This is a genomic window from Micromonospora sp. WMMD987, from assembly GCF_029581435.1.
GTDB classification, from domain to species: domain Bacteria; phylum Actinomycetota; class Actinomycetes; order Mycobacteriales; family Micromonosporaceae; genus Micromonospora; species Micromonospora rifamycinica.
In genome coordinates, this window is sequence record NZ_CP120861.1 from 2,305,117 (window position 1) to 2,327,174 (window position 22,058).

19 protein-coding genes are annotated in these 22,058 nt (G+C 74.2%); 12 read left to right on the forward strand and 7 right to left on the reverse strand.

The features are described 5' to 3' along the window. Positions 1 to 17 precede the first annotated feature (17 nt). Together O7612_RS10145 and O7612_RS10150 are read right to left on the reverse strand one after the other, a co-directional pair. A complete protein-coding gene (locus tag O7612_RS10145; protein WP_067305020.1) occupies positions 18 to 242 on the reverse strand; it encodes a phosphopantetheine-binding protein in 225 nt (74 codons plus the stop codon). A 150-nt stretch (positions 243 to 392) separates the two neighbouring features. Beyond that, positions 393 to 1,067 carry a 4'-phosphopantetheinyl transferase superfamily protein gene (locus tag O7612_RS10150; protein ID WP_282272512.1) on the reverse strand — a complete coding sequence of 225 codons (675 nt, stop codon included), beginning with the start codon at positions 1,065 to 1,067 and terminating at the stop codon, positions 393 to 395. Between the two features lie 163 nt (positions 1,068 to 1,230). Between O7612_RS10150 and O7612_RS10155 the strand changes: the two genes are divergently transcribed. Continuing rightward, complete coding sequence (locus O7612_RS10155; protein ID WP_282272514.1) at positions 1,231 to 2,628, forward strand: condensation domain-containing protein; 1,398 nt, start codon at positions 1,231 to 1,233, stop codon at positions 2,626 to 2,628. A 15-nt stretch (positions 2,629 to 2,643) separates the two neighbouring features. Here O7612_RS10155 and O7612_RS10160 read toward each other — a convergent pair whose 3' ends face one another. Both O7612_RS10160 and O7612_RS10165 read right to left on the reverse strand, forming a co-directional pair. Then, positions 2,644 to 3,852, reverse strand: a complete 1,209-nt coding sequence (locus O7612_RS10160; RefSeq protein ID WP_282272516.1) for a cytochrome P450 — start codon at positions 3,850 to 3,852, stop codon at positions 2,644 to 2,646. A 35-nt stretch (positions 3,853 to 3,887) separates the two neighbouring features. After that, positions 3,888 to 5,078 (reverse strand): nucleotide disphospho-sugar-binding domain-containing protein, encoded by a 1,191-nt coding sequence (locus O7612_RS10165; RefSeq protein ID WP_282272518.1) that lies wholly within the window; start codon positions 5,076 to 5,078, stop codon positions 3,888 to 3,890. Between the two features lie 187 nt (positions 5,079 to 5,265). On the opposite strand from O7612_RS10165, the gene O7612_RS10170 reads away from it, so the two are divergent. Beyond that, positions 5,266 to 6,438, forward strand: a complete 1,173-nt coding sequence (locus O7612_RS10170) for a cytochrome P450 (protein WP_282272520.1) — start codon at positions 5,266 to 5,268, stop codon at positions 6,436 to 6,438. A gap of 60 nt (positions 6,439 to 6,498) precedes the next feature. On the opposite strand, the gene O7612_RS10175 is transcribed toward O7612_RS10170, so the two are convergent. Further along, complete coding sequence (locus tag O7612_RS10175) at positions 6,499 to 7,362, reverse strand: TauD/TfdA family dioxygenase (protein ID WP_067305034.1); 864 nt, start codon at positions 7,360 to 7,362, stop codon at positions 6,499 to 6,501. Between the two features lie 172 nt (positions 7,363 to 7,534). Here O7612_RS10175 and O7612_RS10180 point away from each other — a divergent pair, with 172 nt between their 5' ends. The 6 genes from O7612_RS10180 to O7612_RS10205 all read left to right on the forward strand — a co-directional run bounded on the left by O7612_RS10180 (position 7,535) and on the right by O7612_RS10205 (position 14,841). Beyond that, positions 7,535 to 8,560, forward strand: coding sequence for a methyltransferase (locus O7612_RS10180; protein WP_282272523.1), 1,026 nt, complete (start codon positions 7,535 to 7,537; stop codon positions 8,558 to 8,560). A 231-nt stretch (positions 8,561 to 8,791) separates the two neighbouring features. Continuing rightward, a complete protein-coding gene (locus O7612_RS10185) occupies positions 8,792 to 9,811 on the forward strand; it encodes a polyprenyl synthetase family protein (protein WP_282272525.1) in 1,020 nt (339 codons plus the stop codon). Beyond that, positions 9,808 to 10,845, forward strand: a complete 1,038-nt coding sequence (locus O7612_RS10190; RefSeq protein ID WP_282272527.1) for a UbiA family prenyltransferase — start codon at positions 9,808 to 9,810, stop codon at positions 10,843 to 10,845. Before O7612_RS10185 ends, O7612_RS10190 begins: the two co-directional genes overlap by 4 nt. Next, positions 10,842 to 12,542 (forward strand): prenyltransferase/squalene oxidase repeat-containing protein, encoded by a 1,701-nt coding sequence (locus O7612_RS10195; protein WP_282272530.1) that lies wholly within the window; start codon positions 10,842 to 10,844, stop codon positions 12,540 to 12,542. The genes O7612_RS10190 and O7612_RS10195 overlap by 4 nt, the downstream gene beginning before the upstream one ends. Further along, positions 12,539 to 13,819, forward strand: coding sequence for an NAD(P)/FAD-dependent oxidoreductase (locus O7612_RS10200; RefSeq protein ID WP_282272532.1), 1,281 nt, complete (start codon positions 12,539 to 12,541; stop codon positions 13,817 to 13,819). The genes O7612_RS10195 and O7612_RS10200 overlap by 4 nt, the downstream gene beginning before the upstream one ends. Then, complete coding sequence (locus O7612_RS10205; RefSeq protein WP_282272535.1) at positions 13,816 to 14,841, forward strand: aminotransferase class I/II-fold pyridoxal phosphate-dependent enzyme; 1,026 nt, start codon at positions 13,816 to 13,818, stop codon at positions 14,839 to 14,841. The genes O7612_RS10200 and O7612_RS10205 overlap by 4 nt, the downstream gene beginning before the upstream one ends. Positions 14,842 to 14,971: 130 nt before the next feature. On the opposite strand, the gene O7612_RS10210 is transcribed toward O7612_RS10205, so the two are convergent. Next, complete coding sequence (locus O7612_RS10210) at positions 14,972 to 15,889, reverse strand: 2-hydroxy-acid oxidase (RefSeq protein WP_282272536.1); 918 nt, start codon at positions 15,887 to 15,889, stop codon at positions 14,972 to 14,974. A 56-nt stretch (positions 15,890 to 15,945) separates the two neighbouring features. Continuing rightward, entirely contained in the window at positions 15,946 to 16,893 is a 948-nt protein-coding gene (locus O7612_RS10215) for a 3-oxoacyl-[acyl-carrier-protein] synthase III C-terminal domain-containing protein (protein ID WP_282272539.1), read from the reverse strand. Between the two features lie 258 nt (positions 16,894 to 17,151). Between O7612_RS10215 and O7612_RS10220 the strand changes: the two genes are divergently transcribed. The 4 genes from O7612_RS10220 (at position 17,152) to O7612_RS10235 (ending at position 21,975) form a co-directional block, all read left to right on the forward strand. Beyond that, entirely contained in the window at positions 17,152 to 18,339 is a 1,188-nt protein-coding gene (locus O7612_RS10220; protein ID WP_282272541.1) for a glycosyltransferase, read from the forward strand. 79 nt (positions 18,340 to 18,418) lie between these two features. Beyond that, positions 18,419 to 19,399: an ATP-binding cassette domain-containing protein gene (locus tag O7612_RS10225; RefSeq protein ID WP_282272542.1), complete on the forward strand. Its 981-nt coding sequence runs from the start codon at positions 18,419 to 18,421 to the stop codon at positions 19,397 to 19,399. Between the two features lie 24 nt (positions 19,400 to 19,423). Next, positions 19,424 to 20,188: an ABC transporter permease gene (locus tag O7612_RS10230; protein WP_282272545.1), complete on the forward strand. Its 765-nt coding sequence runs from the start codon at positions 19,424 to 19,426 to the stop codon at positions 20,186 to 20,188. A gap of 173 nt (positions 20,189 to 20,361) precedes the next feature. Next, positions 20,362 to 21,975 carry a class I adenylate-forming enzyme family protein gene (locus tag O7612_RS10235; RefSeq protein ID WP_282273868.1) on the forward strand — a complete coding sequence of 538 codons (1,614 nt, stop codon included), beginning with the start codon at positions 20,362 to 20,364 and terminating at the stop codon, positions 21,973 to 21,975. Positions 21,976 to 22,058: the final 83 nt, after the last annotated feature.

Below are 22,058 nucleotides of genomic sequence, written 5' to 3' on the forward strand. Positions count from 1 at the left end.
GCCCCGGTCGTGGGCCGTCAGCGGGGGGTGCTGTGCTCGGTGATGTAGTCGGCCAGGTCGCCGACCGTGGTCATCCGGTCCTCGTCGAGGTCCTCCACGTCGATCTGGATCTCCAGCTCGTCCTCCAGCTCGAGCAGCAGCTCCAGCGCGAGGGAGGAGCTGAGGCCCAGCTCGTCCATGAGCTGGGTCCGCTCGGTCACCGGGGCCTCGGGCTTGAGCATCCGGGTCAGTAGCGTGGTCATGCGGTCGACGACCTGCGCGCGTGGCTGCGGCGGTGCTGCCGTGTCGGACTCTGTCACTGGACCCTGCGCTCCACCATGGAGTCATCAGAGCAAACGGGATCCGAGAGTGTCAACGGGTGGGGCGATCTTCGTCCGCGGTGCCGGTGCGCGTCACCCGGCGGAGTCCCGGCACGACTCGACGACGTACCGCGCGTCCCCGGTCAGGGCCACCGCGATCCGGTACCCGGCCGGGGTCGCCACGTCGGTCACCCGGTGCACGCCCGCCGGGTCACCGCACCGCACCAGGTCGCCCCGGTGCACCGGCATCGCCAGGTTGGGCCAGAGCCGGTCCCCGGCCGCCTTGACCACCGCCTCCTTGCGTGCCCACAACCGGGTGAACCGGTCGGCCCGCACGGCGGCGGTGGCCCCCGAGGCGACCTGCCGGGCCTCCTCGGTGGCGAAGAACCGGCTGGCCAGGCCCACCGGATCCAGCCCCGGCGCGGGGTGCTGGATGTCGACCCCGACCGCCCGGTGGCCGCCCACCGCCACCGCGACGAGATCGGCGGAGTAGGACAGGCTCGTCTGCGGACCACCGCCGGGGTCGACCAACGTCGGCTTGCCGTGCCGGCCCCGGGCCCAGCGCAGCCGCTCGGGCGGCACGTCCAGGACCCGGCCGACCAGGAGACGCAGCGCCCCGTGCCCCACCGTGAACCGGTCCCGGGTCGCCGGGTCGGCGAGCGCCGCCGCCCGGGAGCGCTCGCCGGCGTCGAGCACCGCGTGGTACCGGGCCAGCTCGTCCGGGGTCACCCGGGCCGACCCGGTCCAGATCCGGACGGTGTCCCGCATGGCCGTACCCTAACCCTGCCGCTGCCGCTGCCGCTGCCGCTGCCGCTGCCGCTGCCGCTGCCGCTGCGCCGGTGCCGGATCCGCCGGCACCACACCGCTGCCGCTCCGGCGACGGCGATGTGCGACGTTGACACGCGCCGATCCACGTTGCTCTGATGGACCGATGTTCGCGGAGACCGCCGAGGCGCAGGTGCCCGTCCCGTTCGCCGGCCCGGGGGCCGGTACCGCGCCGCTGACCTGGGGTCAACTGGCGATCATGCAGGACATGCGGGAGACCGGGTGGACGCACAACGTCAGCGGCGCGCACCCGGTGCCGGCGGGGGTCACCGTGGCGCAGCTCGCGGCGCAGCTCGGCGACCTGATGAGCCGGTATCCGGCGCTACGGATGCGGCTGGGCACCGACGACCGCGGTGAACCCTGCCAGGTGGTGTCCGCCGACGGGGAGATCGCCCTCGACGTGCTGGACGTGCCCGACGACGCCGACCCGGCCGACGTGGCGAAGTTCGCCTACGAGTTGGGCCACGCCCGGCTGCTGGCCCACTACGACCTCTACCGGGACTGGTCGGTACGGATGGCGGTGGTCCGGCACCGGGGCGTCCCGGTGCACCGGGTGCTGACCCTGGACCACCTGGTGGTCGACGGCACGGCGACCGCCCTGCTGATGGCCGACCTCGGGCTGGTCGACCTGGCGGCCCGCCGCACCCCCGACCCGCGTACCGTGCAACTGCTCGACCTCGGCCGACGGGAGCGCACGCCACCGCTGCGCCGGGTCAGCGACCGGGCGGTCCGGCACTGGGAGACGCACCTGCGGGCCATCCCGCCGTCCACCTTCGGCGAGGTCAGCAACCCGGCGGGGCGGCACGGCCGGCGGTTCTGGCACGGCCGGTTCAGCTCGCCCGCAGCCCACCTGGCGGTGCGGGCCATCGCCCGACGGACCAGGACGGACACCTCGCGGGTGCTGCTCGCGGTCATCGCGGTGGCGGTCGGCCGGGCCACCGGGGTCAGCCCGCTGACCGCCAAGCTCATCGTGGGTAACCGGTTCCGGCCCGGGTTCGCCGAGGCCATCGCCCCGCTGAGCCAGAACGGGGTGCTCACCGTGGACGCCACCGACACCACCGTGGACGAGGTGGTGACCCGGGCCCGTCGGGCCTCGGTCGCCGCCGGGATGTACGCCTACTACGACCCGGTGCAGCTCGCCGAGGCCAGCGCCCGGCTGGACGACGAGCGCGGGTACCCGGCCCGGGTGACCCTGCGGATCAACGACCGACGGGTGGTGACCCGGCAGGCGGCCGACGACGCCGCCCGCGCCGGGGAGGTGACCCCGGAGCAGATCCGGCGGAAGGCGGCCGAGACGTTCCTGGTCTGGGACGGCACCCTGGACCATCTGCCCGAGCAGGCGTTCATCACCGTCGAGGACTACCCGGACACCATCTTCCTCCAGGTCATCTTCGACCTGGGCTGCTTCACCGAGGCCCAGGCCGAGGCGCTGCTGCGCGGGGTGGAGGAGGTGGCCGTCGAGGCGGCGTTCGACCCGACGGCCCCCACCCGGGTCACCCGCTGACCGCCGGGTCGACGGTCACCCGGCGACCCGGTCCCAGCTCACCGGCAGCGTCTCCAGGCTGCGTACCACCAGGCCGGGCTTGAACCGCAGCTCCTCCTCGGGCACCGCCAGACGCAGGCCGGGCAGCCGACGCAGCAGCGCGCCCAGCGCCTCCTGCAACTCCATCCGGGCCAGCGCCGCGCCGAGACAGTGGTGCGGGCCGGCGCCGAACGCCAGGTGCGGGTTGTCGGCCCGGCTCAGGTCGAGGGTGTCCGCCCCGGCGAACACCGAGGCGTCCCGGTTCGCCGAGGCGATCGCCGGGAGCACCGGAGTGCCCGCCGGGAGGCGTACCCCGCCGAGCTCCACCTCCTCGGTGGTCACCCGGGGCAGCAGCACCCCGTTGTCGCCGAGCTGGATGAACCGCGACAGCTCCTCGACGGCGCGGGCCACCGCCACCGGGTCGTCGCCGCGCAGCCCGGCCAGCTGCTCGGGGTGCCGGGCCAGCACCAGCAGGAACAGGTTGAGCTGGTTGGTGGTGGTCTCGTGGCCACCGACGAAGATGCCGGCGGTGACCGAGACGAGTTCCCGTTCGGTGAGGTCGTCGTGGGCGTCCCAGGCGGCGATCAGCGCGCTCATCAGGTCGTCGCCGGGGTTGCGGCGACGCTCGACGATCATCTCGCCGAACGCGTCCAGGGCGGCCTGCGGGGCCGCCGGGTCGGCGTCCCAGTCCCCGACGAGCGCGTCGGACCACTGGCGTACCCGCTCCTGGTCGTGCTCCGGGATGCCGAACAGCTTGCTGATCACGTAGATCGGCAGCGGCGCGGACAGGTGCGGGATCAGGTCGGCCGGCGGACCCGCCGCCACCAGGTCGTCGATCATCCGGTCGACGAGCGCGGCGACCGTCGGGCGCAGCGCCTCCACCCGGCGGACGGTGAACGCGTGCGACACCGCGCGGCGCATCGTGGTGTGCCGGGGCGGGTCCATCCCGATCAGCGAGTCCTCGGCCAGCGAACCCAGCTCCCGGGTCGGCCGGTCGGGACCGGCCGCGGCGGCCCGGCTGAACCGGTGGTCGGTGAAGACCCGACGGACGTCGGCGTGCCGGGTGGCGAGGTAGGCCGACGCCCCGTCGGGCAGCGCGATGGGCGCCACCGGGCAGGTCTCCCGCAGCCGGTTGTAGTCCGGCGACGGGTGGTAGATGGTGGGCGCCGGAGCGAGCGGGTACGGAATGGGCGACGGCTGCGTCATCAGTGACTCCTAGGGTGGTCCGACAGGCCGGTGGATCAGCTCCGGGTGGACGCGGCGAGGGCCACCAGCGCCGGCACCACCTCGGCGGGGGCGGGCATCGCGTGCACCCGGTGCCGCATCAGCGCCGCGGACTCCCGCCAGTGGCCGTCGCCGATCAGCTCACCGACCAGCCCGCGGAGGGTGTCGTCGTCGGCCTGCTCCGGGGACAACCAGGTCCCCGCGCCGGTGACCGCCAGCCGTTCGGCGTTGAAGTGCTGGTCGCTGACCTGCGGCAGGATCAGCTGCGGCACGCCGAAGCCGAGTGCCGTCATGGTGCTGCCCGCGCCGCCCTGCTGCACCAGCGCGGCGCAGGTCGGCAGCACCAGGCGCAGGGCCAGCGGGGCGTCGACCAGCCGGACGTTGGCCGGCAGCGGGCCGAGTCGGGCCTGTTGGGCCGGCTCGACCAGCACCACGACCTCCACGTCCAGCCCGGCCACCGCCCGGATGACCCGGGCCAGGCCCACCCGGTCGTCGAGCCCGACCCCGGCCATCATGGTGCCGGCCGTGACGCAGACCCGGGGCCTCCCGGCCGGGCCGTGCAGCCAGGACGGCAGCACAGCCGGACCGTTGTACGGCACGAACCGGACCGGTCGGCCGGGACGGGCCGTCGGCACCTGCATCGGCGGGGGCACCGGGTCGAGCGTCAGCGCGCCGGTGAGCGACACGTCGGCGGCGGTGAGCCCGAACCGGCCGGCGAGCGGGCCGAGCACCGGTTCCGGGTCGAGCCGGAGGGTGACCGAGGAGTCCGGCCCCCACAGGTGCAGCACGCCGGGCACCCCGAGCGCGGCGGCGGCCACCGGGGCGGCGAGGTTGAACGGCTCCCAGACCATCAGGTCCGGCCGCCAGGCCCGGCCGAAATCGACCAGGTCGTCGAGGAGGGCGTCGGCGAACCGGACCACCCCGCCGTCGGCGGTGATCGCGGGTTCGAGCGCGTCGGCCGGATCCGGGGCGGTGGGGACGGCCGGGTCGAGGGCGCCCACCGCGCCGATCCGGCCCGCGAAGGCCTCGGCGAAGTCGAGGTCCCGGCCCAGCGGTACCGCCGCCAGCCCGGCCGCGGTGATCGCCGGCACCAGCGAGGGGTGGCTGGCCACCCGTACCTCGTGACCGGCCGCCTGGAGCGCCCAGCCGAGCGGGACGAGGCCGTAGAAATGCGACCGCCAGCCCCACGTCGTCAACAGGATCCGCAAAGCCGCAGTCAAGTCCGACCCATCCGCGCACGCCAACCGGCAGTTCCGGTGCACAGATGCTAGGCGATGGATGTCCCGGCCCGGAAGGTCACCGGTCCTGCCGGGGGATATTGACGCCGGCCGCACCCATGGCCGAGTCTTACCCGATGCCCGATGTGGACCGCCGGCCGGCGGGTGGCAGCTCGCCATGACCGTCGTCTCCGAGCTGCGAAACTACCCGTTCGAGCCGTTCACCGGCGACCTGCCGGCCGAGCTGCTCGACATGGTGGTGTCCGATCCGGTCAGTCGGGTACGGCTGCCCGACGGCCGCCCGGCCTGGCTGGTCCTCGGCTACCAGGACTGCTGCACGGTGCTGGCCGATCCCCGGTTCTCCCGGCTGCCGTTGGGGGCGACCGGCACCCCCGACGGGGGCGGCCCCCGCGAGCTGAACATGGACGGTCCGGCGCACGCGGTCGTCCGCCGGGTGGCCAGCAGGGCGTTCACCGCCCGCCGGATCGACACCTTCCGTCCCCGGGTTCGACGGCTGGTCGACGGACTGATCGACGACCTGCTGGCCGGTCCGCGCCCGGCCGACCTGGTCGCCGCGCTGGTCGCGCCCCTGCCCGTGCACGTGGTCTGCGACGTGCTGGGGGTTCCGGTCGCCGACCGGCCCCGGTTCTACGGCTGGATCGAGGGGCTGAACTCGGTCACCGCGTACGGTTCCGCCGACGCCGCCACCGCCCAGGCGGAGCTGCGGGACTACCTGGCGGAGCAGTTGGCCCGCAAGCGGGTGAGCCCCGGCGACGACCTGCTCTCGGCCTGGGTGCTCGGCCGGGACGCGCACGAGCTGGTCGACGCCGAGCTGGTCGAGCTGGCGATGGGGGTGCTGCTCGGCGGGCTGGAGATCAACTCCACCAGTGCCGGGCTGCGCGCCCTGTTCCAGCACCCCGAGCAGTTGGCGAAGCTGCGGGCCGACCCGGGGAAGCTGTCCTCGGCGACCGACGAGATCCTGCGCTACACCTCGGTGAGCAGCATGTTCCGGGTCCAGGTGGTCCGCGAGGACCTGACGCTCGGTGGGGTGGCGATGCGGGCCGGGGACTGCGTGATGGCGATCCCGTGGGCCGGCAACCGCGACCCGCGGGTCTTCCCCGACCCCAATGTCTTCGACATCGACCGGGTGCCGACCGTGCCGCACCTCACCTTCGGGTTCGGACCGCACTTCTGTCTGGGTACGGCGTTGGGCCGGATGCAGGTCGAGCTGTCGGTCGGTGAGCTGCTGCGCCGGTTGCCGGGGCTGGCCCCCGCGGTGCCGGTCGAGGAGATCCCGTGGCGGCACGACCGGATGAACGGGGGCATCGCGTCGTTCCCGGTCACCTGGTGACCGGGACCGTCCCGGGCCGGGCTCCGGCGCGGGCCGTCGGCGTCGCCGCCGGTCGGGTGGTCAGTAGTTGTCCACCGCGTTGACCCGGTCCGGCCAGTACCGCTGACCGGGCGCGGCGACGTAGTGGTCCCAGCGGGGCGCGTCGCCGGTCGGGTGGTCGCCGAGCACGGTGATCCGCTGCCCGCGGCGTACCCCCTGGTAGTCGTTGATCGCGTAGTGCTGGGTGACCCGGTTGTCCCAGATCGCCACGTCACCGACCCGCCAGCGGTACCGGCAGGTGAACTGCGGCCCCTCGGAGAACCCGAACAGGTACTCCAGCAGCGCGTCGCTCTCGTTGCGGCTGAGCTGCGGGATGTGCGAGGTGAACAGCCGGTTGACGTACAGCGAGCGGCGGCCGGTCTCCGGGTGGACCCGGACCACCGGGTGCTCGGCCCGGCTGGTGAACTCGTTGCCGATCCGGATGACGTGGATGGCGGTCAGCCCGTCGAGGAGGTCCCGCAGCGGTGCGGAGAGCGCCTCGTACACCTTGCACTGGTTGGTCCACATGGTGTCGCCGCCGGTCTCGGGAAGCTGGACCAGGTGCAGGATGGAGGCGATCGGCGGGCTCTGGTGGAAGGTCATGTCGGTGTGCCAGACGTCGACCTTCCCGCCGTCCTCGGAGTCGATCACGACGATCTCCGGGTGCCCGTCCAACCGGGGCAGGTACGGGTGCAGCTCGACCTCGCCGAAGCGCCGGCCGAAGGCGATGTGCGCCTGGGGCGTCAACCCGGTCTGGCCGGCGACGAAGACCACCTGGTGCTGGAGCAGCAGCCGGTGCAGGTGGGCGAACCCCTCGTCGGTCAGGGTGTTGAGGTCGATGCCGTGGACCTCGGCGCCCAGGGCGCCCGCGACGAGCCGTACCTCCGGCACGAGGGAAGTGGTCATCGGTGGTTCCTCCGGTCTGGGCGGGGGGGCCGTCGGCGCATTGTTCCACGGGGATGAATGGGTTCTCCACCGTCGCCGTCGACGGGTGTCGGCCCGGGAGCGGACGGGCCGGCGGACGACGGCCACGGCCGGAGCCATTGTGGAGGCGCGGCAGGTCGGGGAGGCTGTGCGGGTGACGATCGAGACCCCCACCGGAGACGACCCGGCCGCCCGCCTCGCCCGACTGACCGATCTGGCCACCCCCTTCGCGGTCCGCACGGCGGTGACGTTGCGGGTGCCGGAACGGATCGCGGCCGGCGTGACCCGCCTCGACAAGCTGGCCGCCGCGTGCGACGCCGACCCGGACGCCCTGGGTCGGCTGCTGCGCTACCTGGCGCACCGGGGCGTCGTCGTCGAGGCGTCACCGGACGAGTTCACCCTGACCGACGTCGGCGAGCTGCTCTGCGACCGGGAGGGTGGCGGCCACGGCGCCTACCTGGACCTCGACGGTCTGGGTGCCCGGATGGACCTCGCCTACACCGGGCTGCCGCACGCCGTGCGCACCGGCGGCCCCGGCTACCGGGCGGTGCACGGGCGCGACTTCTGGGCGGACCTCGACGCCCACCCGGCCTACCGGGCCTACTTCGACGCGCTGATGCTCAGCCAGCAGCGGTTCACCGCGCCCCAGGTGGCGGCGCTCTACCCGTGGCAGCAGGTGGGCCACGTCGTCGACGTCGCCGGAGGTGCCGGCGGGCTGCTGCGGGAACTGCTCGACACCCACCCGCACCTGCGGGGCACGCTGGTCGACCGGAGCGAGCCGGTGGCGACGGCGGCCCGGGCGTTCGCCGAGCACGGGTTGACCGGGCGGGTCGACACCGTGGTCGGGGACTTCTTCGCCGAGTTGCCGGCCGGGGCCGACGTCTACGTGGTGTCCCGGGCGCTGACCGACTGGAGTGACGCCCACGCCACGGCGATCCTGCGCCGGTGTGCCGAGGCGGCCGGGAGCACGGGCCGGGTGCTGGTGGTGGAGGTGCTGCCGACCGACCCGTACGTGCCGCACCGGTCCCCGTACGACCTGCAGATGCTGGTGCTGGTGGGTGGCCGGGAGCGGGGGGTGCCCGAGCACGTGGCGCTGGCCGCGGCGGCGGGTCTGGCCCCGCTGCGCACCTACCGCGGCACCGACGGTCTGACCCTGCTGGAGTTCGGCGCGGCTGCCTGATCCGCCGGTCAGCGATCGGACGTTCGTACCTAATCTCGTCGATCTGTGTGACGCACGGTGAGCGGTTCAGCGGATTTCTCTGCCCATCAACCGATTTGATGGTGAACAGGGTTACGACATTCGTGTTTCTCCATCGACCGGGTGGTTTTCCGATGGTTGTTCGGGGCCGGACCGGCAGGTAACGTCTCGCGTGCCGGCTGGGCCGAGCCTTTGCGAAAGGGTCGACACGCTATGACGGTTACTGGTTTCACGCGATATCCGCCCTTCATCGACGACCTCGCCCGCAGCGAATCGGGGCGGCTGCTGCGCGCGGAACTCGAGCGCCGGTGGCCGGAGACGACCGACCAGTTGGTCAGCATCGCCCGGTACGCCCTGCTGCCGGCCGGCAAGCTGCTCCGGCCGATGATGACGCTGCACGCGGCGGAGGCGGTGGGCGGGTCGCCGTCCGCCGTCCTGCCCGCCGCGCTGGGGATGGAGTACCTCCACGTCGCGACGCTCGTGCACGACGACATCATCGACGCCGACACGTTGCGGCGTGGCCGCCCCGCGGTGCCGGTCGCGTTCGGCATCCCCGACGCCATCGTGGTGGGTGACCACCTCATCTTCACCGCCTTTCAGTCCATTGTGGAAGCCGGCGCGACGGCGTCCCCCGGGCAGGTCGCCGCCGCCGTCGCGGCCCTGGCCGAGGCGGGCCGCGACCTGTGCCGGGGCCAGCTGCTGGAGACGCAGCTCGTCGGCGACCTGGACGCGGGAGCCCGGTGGTACCCGGAGATGATCCGGCTGAAGACCGGCGCGTTGTTCCGCGCCGTGTGCCACGTCGGTGCCCTGCTCGGCGGGGCCGATCCGCAGCTCGCGGCCGGGCTGGCCCGCTACGGCGAACACCTGGGCATCGCCTTCCAGATCCGCGACGACCTACTGTCCTACGTGGCCACGCCGGAACAGACCGGCAAGCCGGCGACCAGCGACCTCAACAACGGCCGGCCGACCCTGCCGCTGCTGCTCGCCTACGACGCGGCCACCGACACGTCCCGGGTGGAACTCATGGCGGTGCTGCACCGGCGGGGCGCCGGCCCGGGCGACGTCGAGTGGGTCGCCGGCCTGCTCGCCGAGGTCGGCGCGGTGCGCGACGCCCGCCGGCAGATGGTGGAGCACGCCGAACGGGCACTGGCCGAACTCTCCGCGCTCTCCCCCTCACCCAGCCTCGACGTGCTCGCCGGCATCGCGCACTGGATGACGAGCGAGACGGCGTGAGCACGGCCGGCGTCGCACGGGCGCTGCGGGCACACGTCGAGACCTGGCGGCCGTACACCCTGTGGTACGTCGGGATGGTCGGTCTCGCCGGCGCGGCCCTGACCGACGGCCCGCACCACCCGTGGCTGCTGGCGTCGGCCTGGGCCGCCCCGACCGCCGGCTGGCTCGGCGGGCACTACCTCGGCGACTATTTCGACCGGGACCTCGACGCCGGGAGTAAGCCGCACCGGCCGATCCCGTCCGGCCGGCTGCGCCCCGGCACGGCGCTCTGGTGCGGCAGCGCCTGCTTCGCCGTCCTGGCGCTGCTGGCCGTGCTCGGCGGCTGGGGCACCACCACCGCCGCGCTGCTCGCCGCGTGCGGCATCGTCGCCTACAGCAGCTGGGGCAAGGCGCGCGGGATAGCCGGCAACCTGGTCCGGGGCGCGCTCGGCGCGATCGCGCTGCTCTACGGTGCGCTGACGGTCGGGCTCCCGGCCGACACCCCGTCGATCGTGCCGGTGCTGCTCGTGTCCATGGTGGCCTTCTGGTCGCACGACACGATGTCCAACCTGGTCGGTGCGCTGCGCGACATCGACGGTGACCGCGCCGGTGGCTACCTGACGCTGCCGGTCCGCCGGGGGACGGCGTTCGCGGTGCGCACGGTGCTCGCCCTCTACGCCGTCACCGTCGCCGCCGCGCTCACCGCCGGCCTGCTGGCCGGTCCGTCCGGGCGGACCGGCTACCTGGCGACCCTGCTCGTCGTGGTGGCCCTGGGCGGCACCGCCCTCGCCCCGCTGGTCACCCACCGCGCCGACATGCCGGTGCTGGTGGCGCTGCGGGCGCACGCCGTCCTGGTGGTGGAGCGGGTCGTGCTGGCCTCGGCCCTGGTCGGGCTCGGTCTCGGGATCGGGCCGCAACTGGCGCTGACCCTGCCGATGGTCGGGTTGACCTGGTGGTCCCAGCGCCTGATGCGCACCCGGCACGAACTCGGCCCCGGCCGGTCGACCCGTACCCTGACCACCCCGCGCAGAGCCGCCCTGGAGGACGTGTCATGACCGCTGTGCCCACCGAGGCCGTCGACCGGGCCATCGCCGACGGCGCCGAGGCGCTGCTGCGTCGGCAGCGCCCCGACGGGGTCTTCGGCGACGACCCACCGGCCTCGGTGCTGGGCACCGCCGGATCCGTGGCCGCCCTGCACGCCGCCGACCCGGTGGGCAGCGCCGACCTGGTCGACGCCGGCACCGGCTGGCTGCGCCGGCAGCAGCTCCCCGACGGCGGCTGGGGCGGCGTGGTGGGGGCCGACAGCGAGGTCGTCGCCACCGCCGTCGCGGTCGCGGCGCTCGCCCTGACCGCGCCGGCCGCCAGCGCCGAGGCGATCGCCGTCGGCCGCGCCCGACTGGCCGCGATGGGCGGCGTCGACACGGTGACCGATCCGGCCATCTCGCTGCTCTGCCGGCAACTGCTCACCATGGCCGGGTTGACCGCCGAGGCCGGTCCGCTGCGCCGGCTGCCGTTGGAGATCGTGCTGTTCGACCGGGTCCGCCGGCAGCGGCTGTCGTTCCGCACCGCGCCGTTCATCGGGCTGGCCCTGATGCAGGCCGACCTGCTGCCCACCGGCCGGCTGCGCCGGGCCACGCTGCGCCGGGCCCGGCCGGTGGCGCTGCGGCTGCTGCGGGAGATCTACGACCACGAGGGCCGGACCGGCGCGTTGAGCGAGGACCCGTGGCCCGCCGCCCTGGTGCTGCTCGGCCTGGCCCGCTCCGGCGAGGCACCGGACATCGCCATGGCCGTCGTCGGCTGGCTGCGCCGCGCGGTCCGACCCGACGGCGCCTGGGACGCGGTGCGCAACCTCGACCTGACCCGTTCCGGGTACGCGGTGACCGGGCTGATCGCCGCCGGGTACGCCGCCGACCCCCGGTTGCGCCCGACCCGGGACTTCTTCCACGCCACCCAGAAGCCGACCGCCTTCACCGTGCTGGACGTGCCGGCGGGCGGGTGGAGCTACTCCAACGTGGGCGGCTGGCCGGTGACCCTGGAGTCCGCCGAGATCCTCTCGGCGCTCGCCGGCTACCCCGACGCCGCCGACGATCCGGTGCTGCGCCGGGGCCTGGCCTGGCTGGTCGGCCGGCAGGACAGCCGGGGCTCGTGGAGCCTGTGGGTACGCGACACCAAGCTCGCCAACGACGGCCCGTGCCCCGCCATCACCAGCCAGGCGGTGCTCGCCCTGCACGACGCCGGCCACCCCGACGACCATCCGGCGGTCGCCTCCGCCGCGGCCTGGCTGCTGACCGCCGCGCGCCCCGACGGCAGCTACGAGAACCTCTGGTACCGCGACCACACCTCCGGCACGGCGGTGGTGGTGGCGGCGCTCTCCAGGGTCGGGCACGCCCGGCACGACGTGGTCCGTCGGGCGGTGCGCTGGCTGCGCGACACCCAACTGCCCGACGGCTCGTGGGGGCCGGGCGACGGCACCGCCGGGTCCGTCGAGGAGACCGGCTGGGCCGTGCAGGGGCTGCTGGCCAGCGGGGATCCGGAGGCCGCCGACGCGGTCGACCGGGGGGTGTCCTGGCTGCTCGCCGCCGCCGGGCCGGACGGCGGCTGGCCGGCCACCCGGGTCTGCAACTACATCCGGCACCACCTGCGGTACCCCAACGCGGTGATCACCCAGGCGGTCGCGCTGCGGGCGCTCGGGGAGTACCGGCGTGCGGTCGCCGGCCGGGCGGACGCCACACCCGGCGCGGTGGCCCGGTGAACGCCGACGTCGTCGTGGTGGGTGCCGGGGCCGGCGGCCTGGCCGCCGCCCGCGCCCTCGGCGGGCGGGGGCTGCGGGTGCTGGTGCTCGACCGGCAATCCACCCCCACGTCGATCGCGAAGGGCGAGATCCTCCAACCCGAGACGGTACGCATCCTCGACGGCTGGGGTGTCCTCGACGCCCTGCGGGCCACCGGCGCGTGCCCGGTCGACCAGCTGGCCATCCGTGACCCGCAGGGCCGCCCGCTGCTCGCCCTCGACTACCGCGCCCTGCCCGGCGGGCACCGGCAGATCTTCTGCGCCGACTACGGCGACCTGCGCGGCGTGCTCGCCGACGGGCTGCCCGCCACCGTCACGGTCCGGTGGGGACAGCGGGTCACCGGCCTGCTGCGCGCCGCCGACGGCCGGGTGACCGGGGTCCGGCTCACCGGCGACGGCGGCGAGCAGGAGGTCCGGGCGGCGTTGGTGGTCGCCGCCGACGGCATGTCCTCGCCGCTGCGCAAGGCCGCCGGCATCACCGTCGACCGCCGGGAGTACCCGCACGGCCTGGTCGCCTTCGACGTGGCCGGGGTCGAGGTGGCCGACGAGGTGTCGGCCTACCGCACCGACCGGGGGCTGTGCCTGGTCTATCCGCTGCCCGGCGGGCGCTGCCGGCTCTACGTCCAGGTGACCCCGGACGAGTTCCGCGGACGCAGCGCCGCCGACCTGGCCGACTGGTGCGACCGGCTGCTCGCCGAGGTGCCCGCCGTCCGGCCCCTGGGGACGGCGCTGCGGGCCAACCTGCACCGGCGGCAGCTGCTGGCGGTCTACCGGCTGCGGGCGGCGCGGCTGACCGTGCCGGGGCTCGCCCTGGTCGGTGAGGCGGCCCACGCGGTGCACCCGATGGCGGCGCAGGGCGTCAACAGCTCACTGGCCGACGCCGAGACGTTGGCGGCCACCCTCACCGCCGGGGGCCATCCGGACGACGCCGGGGTGGACCGGGCGCTGCGGGACTACGACGCCGCCCGCCGGCCCCGCCTCGACCACGTCGCGACGGTCAGCCACAGCGCGGCCCTCATGCTCACCAGTGTGTCCGGGCTACCCCGGCTGCTCGGCGGTCGGATGATGCGGCGTACCGCGGCGAACCCCCGGTTGCTCAGGCTCACCGCCGGCAACCTGTCCGGCACCGCCGTCCGGCCCCTGTCCCTGGTCGACCGGATGTACCAGCTCGGGCTGCTCGTCGACCGGAACGCCCACCGAACCGCCCCGCCGGCCCCGCAACGAAGTGAGCGACGATGACCACTGCGCCGACCCTCGGCACCCACCCGCCGGCCGACCTGTCGATGAACGAGACGCCGTACCCGCCGCTGCCGAGCATCCGGCGGCTCGTCGAACAGGGAGCGGGTGCGCTCCAGCGGTACCCGGACCGCACCTCCTCGGCACTGGTCGCCGCGTTGGCGGCCCGGCTGGGCGTGGGGCCGGAGTCGATCGTCGTCGGCCCCGGCTCGGCCGGGCTCTGCCAGCACCTCGTGCAGGCGCTCGGCCCTCGGCCGGAGGTGGTCCGTGCCGCCCTGTCCTTCGAAGGCTATCCGCTGATCATCCGGAACGTCGGGGCCCGGGACGTGCCCGTGCCGATGGACGGGTACCGCCACGACCTGCCGGCGATGGCCGCCGCGGTGACCGGGCAGACCCGCTGCGTGCTGTTGTGCAACCCGAACAACCCGACCGGGGCGGCGCTGCGCCGCGACGAGATCGAGGACTTCCTGGCGCGGATCCCGGCCGACGTGCCGGTGATCATCGACGAGGCGTACCGCGAGTTCGTCACCGACCCGCAGGTGCCCGACGGGATGGACCTCTACCGCGCGCACGACAACGTCTGCGTCCTGCGTACCTTCTCCAAGGCGTACGGGCTGGCCGCGCTGCGCGTCGGCTACGCGGTGGTACCGCCACGGGTGACCCCGGCGGTGGCGATGACGGGCGCGGTGTTCTTCCCGAACAGCCTCGCCCAGGCCGCGGCGGTGGCGAGCCTGGACGAGGCGGTCAGCTCCGAGCTGACCCGGCGCTGCGCCGAGCTGGCGGTGGCGCGTACCCGGCTGGTCGACGAACTGCGCGGGCTCGGCCTCACCGTGGCCCCCAGCGAGGCGAACTTCGTCTGGCTGCCGCTGGGGGAGCGGTCGGCACCGTTCGCCGAGCAGGCCCGGCAGGCCGGCATCCTGGTGATGGCCCTGCCCGGAGTGGGCGTCCGGGTCACCGTCGGCGCGGACGAGGCGAACGCGCGGCTCTGCGCGTTCGTCCGGTCCGCGGTGGCCGCCGGGCTGTGAGCCGGGTCGGCCCGCGCTGAACCGTGCCGGCCGTCGGGCCTGGTCCGTGCCGGCTGTCGGGCCGTCGGGCCTGGTCCGTGCCGGCCGTCGGGGCCGTCGGGTCTGGTCCGCGCCCGGCTTGGGGGGCCGTTCACCGTCCGGGGTCGGGGCGTCCGTCGTCCGGTGTGCCGGCGTCGTCCCAGCCGACCAGGCAGAGGTACCGCAGCTCCGGGTCGTAGTCGGCGGCCAGCACCGGGCCGGTCCGCGGTGCGCCGACGGCGGTCCGGTCGAGCAGGGTCCACCACAGGCCGGTGACCGGCTGCCCCGGTGGCGTCACGGTGACCCGCCCGGTGGGGTGCGCCGGCCACGCCGCGGCGAGGGCGGCACCGAGCACCACCCGGGCGTCGGGACACCCGGCCGACAGGGTGGCCAGTTCCGCCGCGGCCAGGGCGGCGACGTCACCGGCCGCCACGTCGGGGTGCTGGCGGAGCACGGTCATCCGGGCGTTCCCGTCGGGTGCGGCCGGTCGGACCGTGGTGGTGGCGTATAGCATCGCGACCCCCTGGTGCCGGGCCGGGCCGGGCGTCGGGGTGCGGTAGGGCAGGACGGCCTGCTCGACGGCGATCAGCACGGCGCGGCGGCAGTCGCCCGACGCGGCGTACGCGTGGGCGATCCGCAGGCCGCTGAAGGGCGCCGCCGAACCCTGGTCGCAGATGGCGAAGGAGAGCGGGTTCCCCGGGCAGACGTGGCTCAGGTAGGTCGCGGTGGCGCGGCCGGGCAGCATGTCGTGACCGGAGAACGCCAGCACGAGCAGGTCCACCGGCTCGTCCGGGGGGACGAGCTCCCGGACCAACGTCTCGGCCATCTCGGCATAGGACTGGCCCGGCGACCCGGACGCCGGGTCGAACAGCCCCGCCGGCAGCTCCTGCCCGGCCTGCCGGGCCAGGTCCGCCAGGTAGCGACGGGACCGCTCCCGGTGGGCCGGATCCCCGAGCAGCGCGGCCGGTCCGGGGAAGGCCCGCCGGGCGGCCCGGGTCAGGTGCAGGTCGGGCGGGTCTGCTGGCGGCACGGCTCTCCTCACTCACGCCGGCCGGCGGGGGCCGACCGGTCTCCTGCGGCGTCCGGTCAGTGGGCGAGGACCATCGCGGCGAACGTCGCCCCGTCGCCGGCCCCGACGGTCGCGACCAGGTAGCGGTCGCCCGGCCGGAGCAGGCCGCGCTCGCACGCCGTCAGGTAGTTGACGAACGCGTCCGCGCAGAAGACGTGGCCCGTCTCCCGGACGTTGTCGAGCAGCACCCGGTCGCGCGGGAAGCCGAGCAGCCGGCACAACCGTTGCCAGGTCACCACGTTGACGTTGTGCGGCAGGATGAGCCGGACGTCGTCGAGCGTCATCCCGGCGTCGGCCAGCGCCCGGCCGATCACCTCCGCCAGCGCCGGCCGGTACTCGCGTTGGAACTGCGCACCGGACGCGCCACCGGCGACGTCGAACTCGCCCCGCTGCGCGCACGCGTAGCCGAGCAGCCGGTCGCGTGGGCCGTCGGCGCTGACCAGGCACGCGGACGCCCCCTCGCTGAAGATCGAGGTCTCCGGGATGAACTCGGCGTCGCGGGTGAACGCCTTCTCCCCGGTGAGGACGAGGGCCAGTGGCCCCTCACCCGGCCCGTGCCGCCCCGCCGGCTCGGCGGCCAGGAGCCGGCCGGCCAGCTCGATGGCGAGCAACGCGCTGGCACAGGACTGCTGCGTCAGGGTGAGGGCGACCGCGTGGCCGAGCCCCAGGGCGCGGCAGACGTCGTGCAGCGGATTGGCCGGGTACGGCACCACGACCGGGAACGCCCGTCCGTACAGCACGAACCGGACCCGGTGCTCCTGCCCGCGCAGGGCGGTGAGCCCGGTCGCCGCGTGCAGCAGCAGGTCGTGCAGGGTCAGGTCGGGATCGCGTCGTACCTGGTCCAGGCCGTGGAAGCGGCGGAACAGCCGGACCTGCATCTCGGTCAGCCCGAGCGGCCCGGCCAGGCTCTCGATCGGGACGCGGCGCTGCGGCAGGTGGACCGAGACCGCGTCGAGCGCCGTCATGCGGCCGGTGCCGGGGTGGTCCGGCTACCGGCGGGCGTCCGGCGACCGGGCGGCGTCGGGGCTGCCCGGTGGCCGCCCGGAACCGGGGCGGGTCGGTGGCCGCCCGGAACCGGGGCGGGTCGGTGGCCGCCCGGAACCGGGGCGGGTCGGCAGCAGCCCACAGTGGACGGTGCCGTCCGCGTCCCTAGCCCGTCGCCCACCACGAGCTGAATCCCATCAGCGCCCTCCGCCGATGTCAACGCGTGCCAGAATATCGACGTGGCCCGCTTCCTGTTCGTCGTACTGCCGGTGGTGTCCCATTTCAACGCGCCGCTCGCCATCGCCCAGGCGCTCCAGGCCGACGGGCACGAGGTGGCCTGGTGCGGGCCACGCAGCGACCTGCGTCCACTGATCGGTCCGGACGCGACGCTCTATCCCACCGGCAAGCGGTACTACCGGCTCGACGGCGAGTCCGGCATGGCCTCGGTGCGCAGCCTCTGGGAGGGGCACGTGCTGCCGGTCAACCGGTTCATCCGGGACGCGGCCGACCGGGCGGTCGCGGACTACCGCCCCGACGTCGCCGTCGTCGACCAGTACGCGCTGGCCGGCGCGTTGGCCGCCCACCGGCACGGGGTTCCGTGGGCCACCTTCTGCGTGGGCACCCTGGAACTCACCCCGCCGACCTGGGAGATGCCCGAGTTCACCGACTGGGTGCGGGCGCAGCTGCCCCGGGTCTGGGCGATGACCGACCTGCCGGTCGACGAGACGATCGACCTGCGGTTCTCGCCGTACCTGGTGATCGGTCTGACCAGCACGGCGTTGACCGGCGCGACGCCGCTGCCGGCGCAGTGCGTGCTGACCGGCCCGGCCCTGGGCCACCGGCCGGACGCGCCGGGCTTCGCCTGGGACGCCTGGGATCCGGCCCGCCGACACGTGCTGGTCACCGTCGGCACCATGGCCGAGCACCTGGCCCGGGACTTCTACCAGCGGGTGATGGCGGCGACAGCACCGCTGGCCGACCGGGTGCAGGTGGTGCTCACCGCCGCGCCCGACCTGGTGCCCGACCCGCCCGCGCACGTGCTGGTCGCTCCCCGGGTGCCGGTGCTGGAGCTGATGCCCCGGCTCGACGCGTTGGTCTCCCACGGTGGGCTGGGCACCGTCAGCGAGGCGCTGGCCCACGGCGTCCCGGTGATCGTCGCGCCGATCCGGCACGACCATCCGGCGGTGGCCCGTCAGGTGGTCGACGCGGGCGCCGGCATCGAGGTCTCCTTCCGGTCGGCCACCCCGGCGGACCTCACCACCGCACTCACCGCGGTCCTCGACGAGCCGGGCTACCGGGCGCAGGCCCGCCGGGTCGGCGCGTCGTTCGCCGCCGCCGGCGGTGCGGTCGCGGCGGCCCGGCACCTCGCCGCCCTGGCCGCCCGGCGCATCGACCATTGTCCTACGGGTACGGCCCCACTAGCCTGACCTGACGCTCCCGCGCGGAGGTCGCCGTCCATGGTCGACACCGACGTGGCCCGGCGTCGTCGCCGTACGAGGAGGCTCGATGATCGAGGCCACCGGCCTCCGCAAGTCCTACCGGGTCGGGCGTGGCCGCAACGCCGGCACGGTCGAGGCGGTACGGGGAGTCGACTTCGCCGTGGGGCGCGGCGAGATCGTCGGGTTCCTCGGCCCCAACGGCGCGGGCAAGTCCACCACCCTGCGGATGCTGGCCACGTTGATCCGCCCCGACGGGGGCCGGGCGACGATCGCGGGCGTCGACCTGCTGCGGGCACCCGCCCAGGTGCGTCGGCAGATCGGCTTCGTGGCCCAGGCCAGCGGCACCTACGACGACTCGACCGCCCGCCGGGACCTGGTGCTCCAGGCCCGGCTGTACGGCCTGACGAAGGCCGAGGCGCAGCAGCGGGCCGAGGCGGCGATCAGGGCCTTCCAGCTCGACGACTTCGCCGACCGCCGGATCCGGACGTACTCCGGGGGGCAGCGCCGACGGCTCGACGTCGCGCTCGGGGTCATCCACTCGCCCCAGGTCATCTTCCTGGACGAGCCGACCGCCGGGCTGGACCCGCCCAGCCGGGTCCGGATGTGGCAGGAGGTCCGGCGGCTGCGCGCGGAGGGCATGACGGTCTTCCTCACCACGCACTACCTGGACGAGGCCGACACGCTGTGCGACCGGGTCTCCATCATCGACGGTGGGCGGATCGTCGCCGAGGGCACCCCGTCGGACCTCAAGCGGGAGATCTCCGGGGACGTGGTCGCGGTCGACCTCACCCGGCCCGACGTGGTGGACGCCGATGCCGACACCGAGCTGGCGACGGCGGGCAAACTGCTCGGCGAGCAGCCCTACGTGCACTCGTCCGAGACCGTCGACGGCACCCTGCGGCTCTACGTGGACAGCGCGGCGACCGCCATCCCGCAGATCATGCGCACCCTGTTGGGCCGGGGGATCGAACCGGGGGCGATCGAGGCCCGCCGGCCCAGCCTGGACGACGTATTCCTGGCCAAGACCGGCCGGTCGCTCGAGGAGTGACCGGCCGGCACGAGAGGAGCCGTAGTGAAACTGGTCCGGGACACCTGGCTGATCTTCCAGCAGGAAGTCGGCCTGATGGTGCGCAACCCGGTGATGGTGGCGTTCAGCCTGGCCCAGCCGATCACCTACCTCGTCCTGTTCGCCCCGTTCCTCAAGGTGGTGATGGTCGACCGGGGGGCCTCCACCTACGCCGACGCCTACCGGATCTACGTGCCCGGCCTGTTCGTGGCGATGGGCCTGTTCGGCGGCCTGTACGCCGGCTACGGGCTGCTCAGCGCCCTGCGGGCGGGCATCATCGACCGGTGCCGGGTGACCCCGGTCAGCCGGACCGGCCTGCTGCTGGGCCGGGCCATGATGCACGTCTGCCTGAACGTCGTGCAGGCGGTGATCATCACGGTCGTGGCGCTGCCGTTCGGGCTGCGGGTGCACCTGGGTAACCTGCTCATCTCGTACGCGCTGCTGTCGGTGATGGTGCTGTTGAGCACCTCGATCTCGTACGACATCGCCCTGCTGGTGCGGAACGAGAACAGCCTCGGCGTGCTGGTCAACACGGTGGGGCAGCCGGTGTCGCTGCTCGCCGGGGTGCTCATCCCGCTCGTCCTCGCGCCACTGTGGATTCAGAAGGTGGCGCTCTGGAACCCGTTCTCGTGGGCCACCAACGGGATGCGGGCGCTGTTCAACGGTCAGCTCGCCGAGCCCGTGGTCTGGCAGGGCGCCTTGATCATGATCGGTCTGGCCGCGGCCAGCCTGGTCTGGTCGTCGCACCTGTTCAACCGCGAGGTCTCCTGATCCCGGCCGGGTGGACACGATTGATGTTGGCCATTGTCTGCCGCTGGTCGGCGCTCTAGCCTGAGCGTGTCCCAGATCGGCCGCCGTGCCGCCGGTGCGGCTGCCGTGAGCGTGTCAGGTGAGGAGACAACTCGTTGGGTGCCGACAACTTCCGGGCGACGCTCGCGGCCGACATGGAGCTGGGGGCCGGCAACGTGCTGCTCCGGCTGGCCGAACACGGTGCCGACCCGGACGCACCGCGGATCACCTTCGACGTCGACGTGGACGGCATCCCCGCCTGGACGCCGCTCTCCCTGGCCACCCTGACCGAACGGGTGGCGGCGCGGGCGGACTGGTTCCGGCGGCGCGGCATCGGCTGGCGTGACCCGGTCGCGGTCTACGTGACGTCCGCGCCCGACGTGTTCCTCAACTTCCTGGCCCTGACCTGGCTCGGCGCGATCCCGGCCCTGATGAACGGCAACATGCCGATCGAGCTGGCCGCCGAGTTCATCCGGCGGCTGCGCGGCGTCGGGGTGGTGCTCGACGCCGACCACGCCGCGCTGCGCGAGCACGACCTGGGGGCACCGGTCCTCGGTGACGCCGCCGAGACCGGCACCGGCGACCCCGGGCAGGCCCCACCGCACTACCGCCACCACCCCGAGGACCCGGTCGTCATCACCCACTCGTCCGGCACCACCCGGGTGCCGGCCGCGATCGTCCACTCGCACCACGGGCTGTTCGCCGCCATCCGGGCGGTCCGGCTCACCGAATCCCGCCCCTACGGCGAGGTGCGGGAGCTGTCCGTCCTGCCGGCCGCGCACACCGCCGGCATCATCACCGTCAACCAGGCACTGTGCAACGGCTACCAGTTGCTCTACCTGTCGGCGCAGGGCGGCCCGTTCGAGCGCAGCGCCGAGACGATCCTCGACGCCATCGAACGCTGGCGGCCGACCGGCGTCTTCGGCTTCGCGGTGACCTGGTCCGAGCTGGCCCGGCACGACCTGGGCACCCGCGACCTGAGTTCGGTGCGCAACTGGTTCAACACCGGGGACTGCGCCCACGAGTCGCACATCCGGCGGCTGGTCGCCGTCGGCAGTCATCCCACGTACACCCGACAGGGCATGGTCGACGTGCCCGGCTCCAAGTTCGTCGACATGCTCGGCTCCACCGAGATGGGCCACGGCGCGTTCCGGATCAGCCACCGCCTCGGCAGCGACCGCTACGACCGCTGCGTCGGCAAGCCGTACCCGTTCGCGCAGATCGCCCTGCTGGACGTGACGACCGGCGAGGAGGTCGCCGAAGGGCAGGTGGGGCACGTCGGGCTCAAGTCGCCGACGCTGGCGATCGGGTACTGGAACGACTCGGTCAACACGTTCCGTACCCGGCTCAACGGCTACTACCTGACCGGTGACCTGATGTACCGCGACCCGGACGGCAACTACCACCACGTCGACCGGGCCAGCGACGCGGTCGACCTGGGCGACGGCAACTGGCTGTACACGGCGCTGTCCGAGGAGCGCATCCTGAAGCACTGCCCGGACGTACGCGACTGCACCGTCATCGCGGTCCGGGAGGCGGACGACCACATCGTCACCGAGGCGCTGCTGCTGCTCGCCGACGACGCCGATCCGACGCTCGACCGGTCCGAGCAGGTCCGCGCCGCGCTCGGCCCGGCGGTCGGCGGGACGCTCCGGCGGGTGGTCACGGTGCCGGCCGACGGTGTGGTGATGGGTCCGACGGGCAAGGTCCGCAAGTTCCTGATGCGGCAACGGCTGCTGGCGGACGCGGGCGCACCCGCCACCCCCTGACCCCGTCCCACCCCGGCGCTGGCTCTTCTCACGGTGGGTCCGGCGGCGCTGTTCTGCCCGACCGCGCCGTCGGTTGGTCGTCG

Coding starts and splice junctions, on each gene's coding strand:
- O7612_RS10225 (WP_282272542.1), top strand. CDS start 18,419: ATGATCGAGGCCACCGGCCTCCGCAAGTCCTACCGGGTCGGGCGTGGC.
- O7612_RS10175 (WP_067305034.1), bottom strand. CDS start 7,362: ATGACCACTTCCCTCGTGCCGGAGGTACGGCTCGTCGCGGGCGCCCTG.
- O7612_RS10235 (WP_282273868.1), top strand. CDS start 20,362: ATGGAGCTGGGGGCCGGCAACGTGCTGCTCCGGCTGGCCGAACACGGT.
- O7612_RS10160 (WP_282272516.1), bottom strand. CDS start 3,852: ATGACGCAGCCGTCGCCCATTCCGTACCCGCTCGCTCCGGCGCCCACC.
- O7612_RS10170 (WP_282272520.1), top strand. CDS start 5,266: ATGACCGTCGTCTCCGAGCTGCGAAACTACCCGTTCGAGCCGTTCACC.
- O7612_RS10155 (WP_282272514.1), top strand. CDS start 1,231: ATGTTCGCGGAGACCGCCGAGGCGCAGGTGCCCGTCCCGTTCGCCGGC.
- O7612_RS10195 (WP_282272530.1), top strand. CDS start 10,842: ATGACCGCTGTGCCCACCGAGGCCGTCGACCGGGCCATCGCCGACGGC.
- O7612_RS10185 (WP_282272525.1), top strand. CDS start 8,792: ATGACGGTTACTGGTTTCACGCGATATCCGCCCTTCATCGACGACCTC.
- O7612_RS10145 (WP_067305020.1), bottom strand. CDS start 242: ATGACCACGCTACTGACCCGGATGCTCAAGCCCGAGGCCCCGGTGACC.
- O7612_RS10215 (WP_282272539.1), bottom strand. CDS start 16,893: ATGACGGCGCTCGACGCGGTCTCGGTCCACCTGCCGCAGCGCCGCGTC.
- O7612_RS10205 (WP_282272535.1), top strand. CDS start 13,816: ATGACCACTGCGCCGACCCTCGGCACCCACCCGCCGGCCGACCTGTCG.
- O7612_RS10150 (WP_282272512.1), bottom strand. CDS start 1,067: ATGCGGGACACCGTCCGGATCTGGACCGGGTCGGCCCGGGTGACCCCG.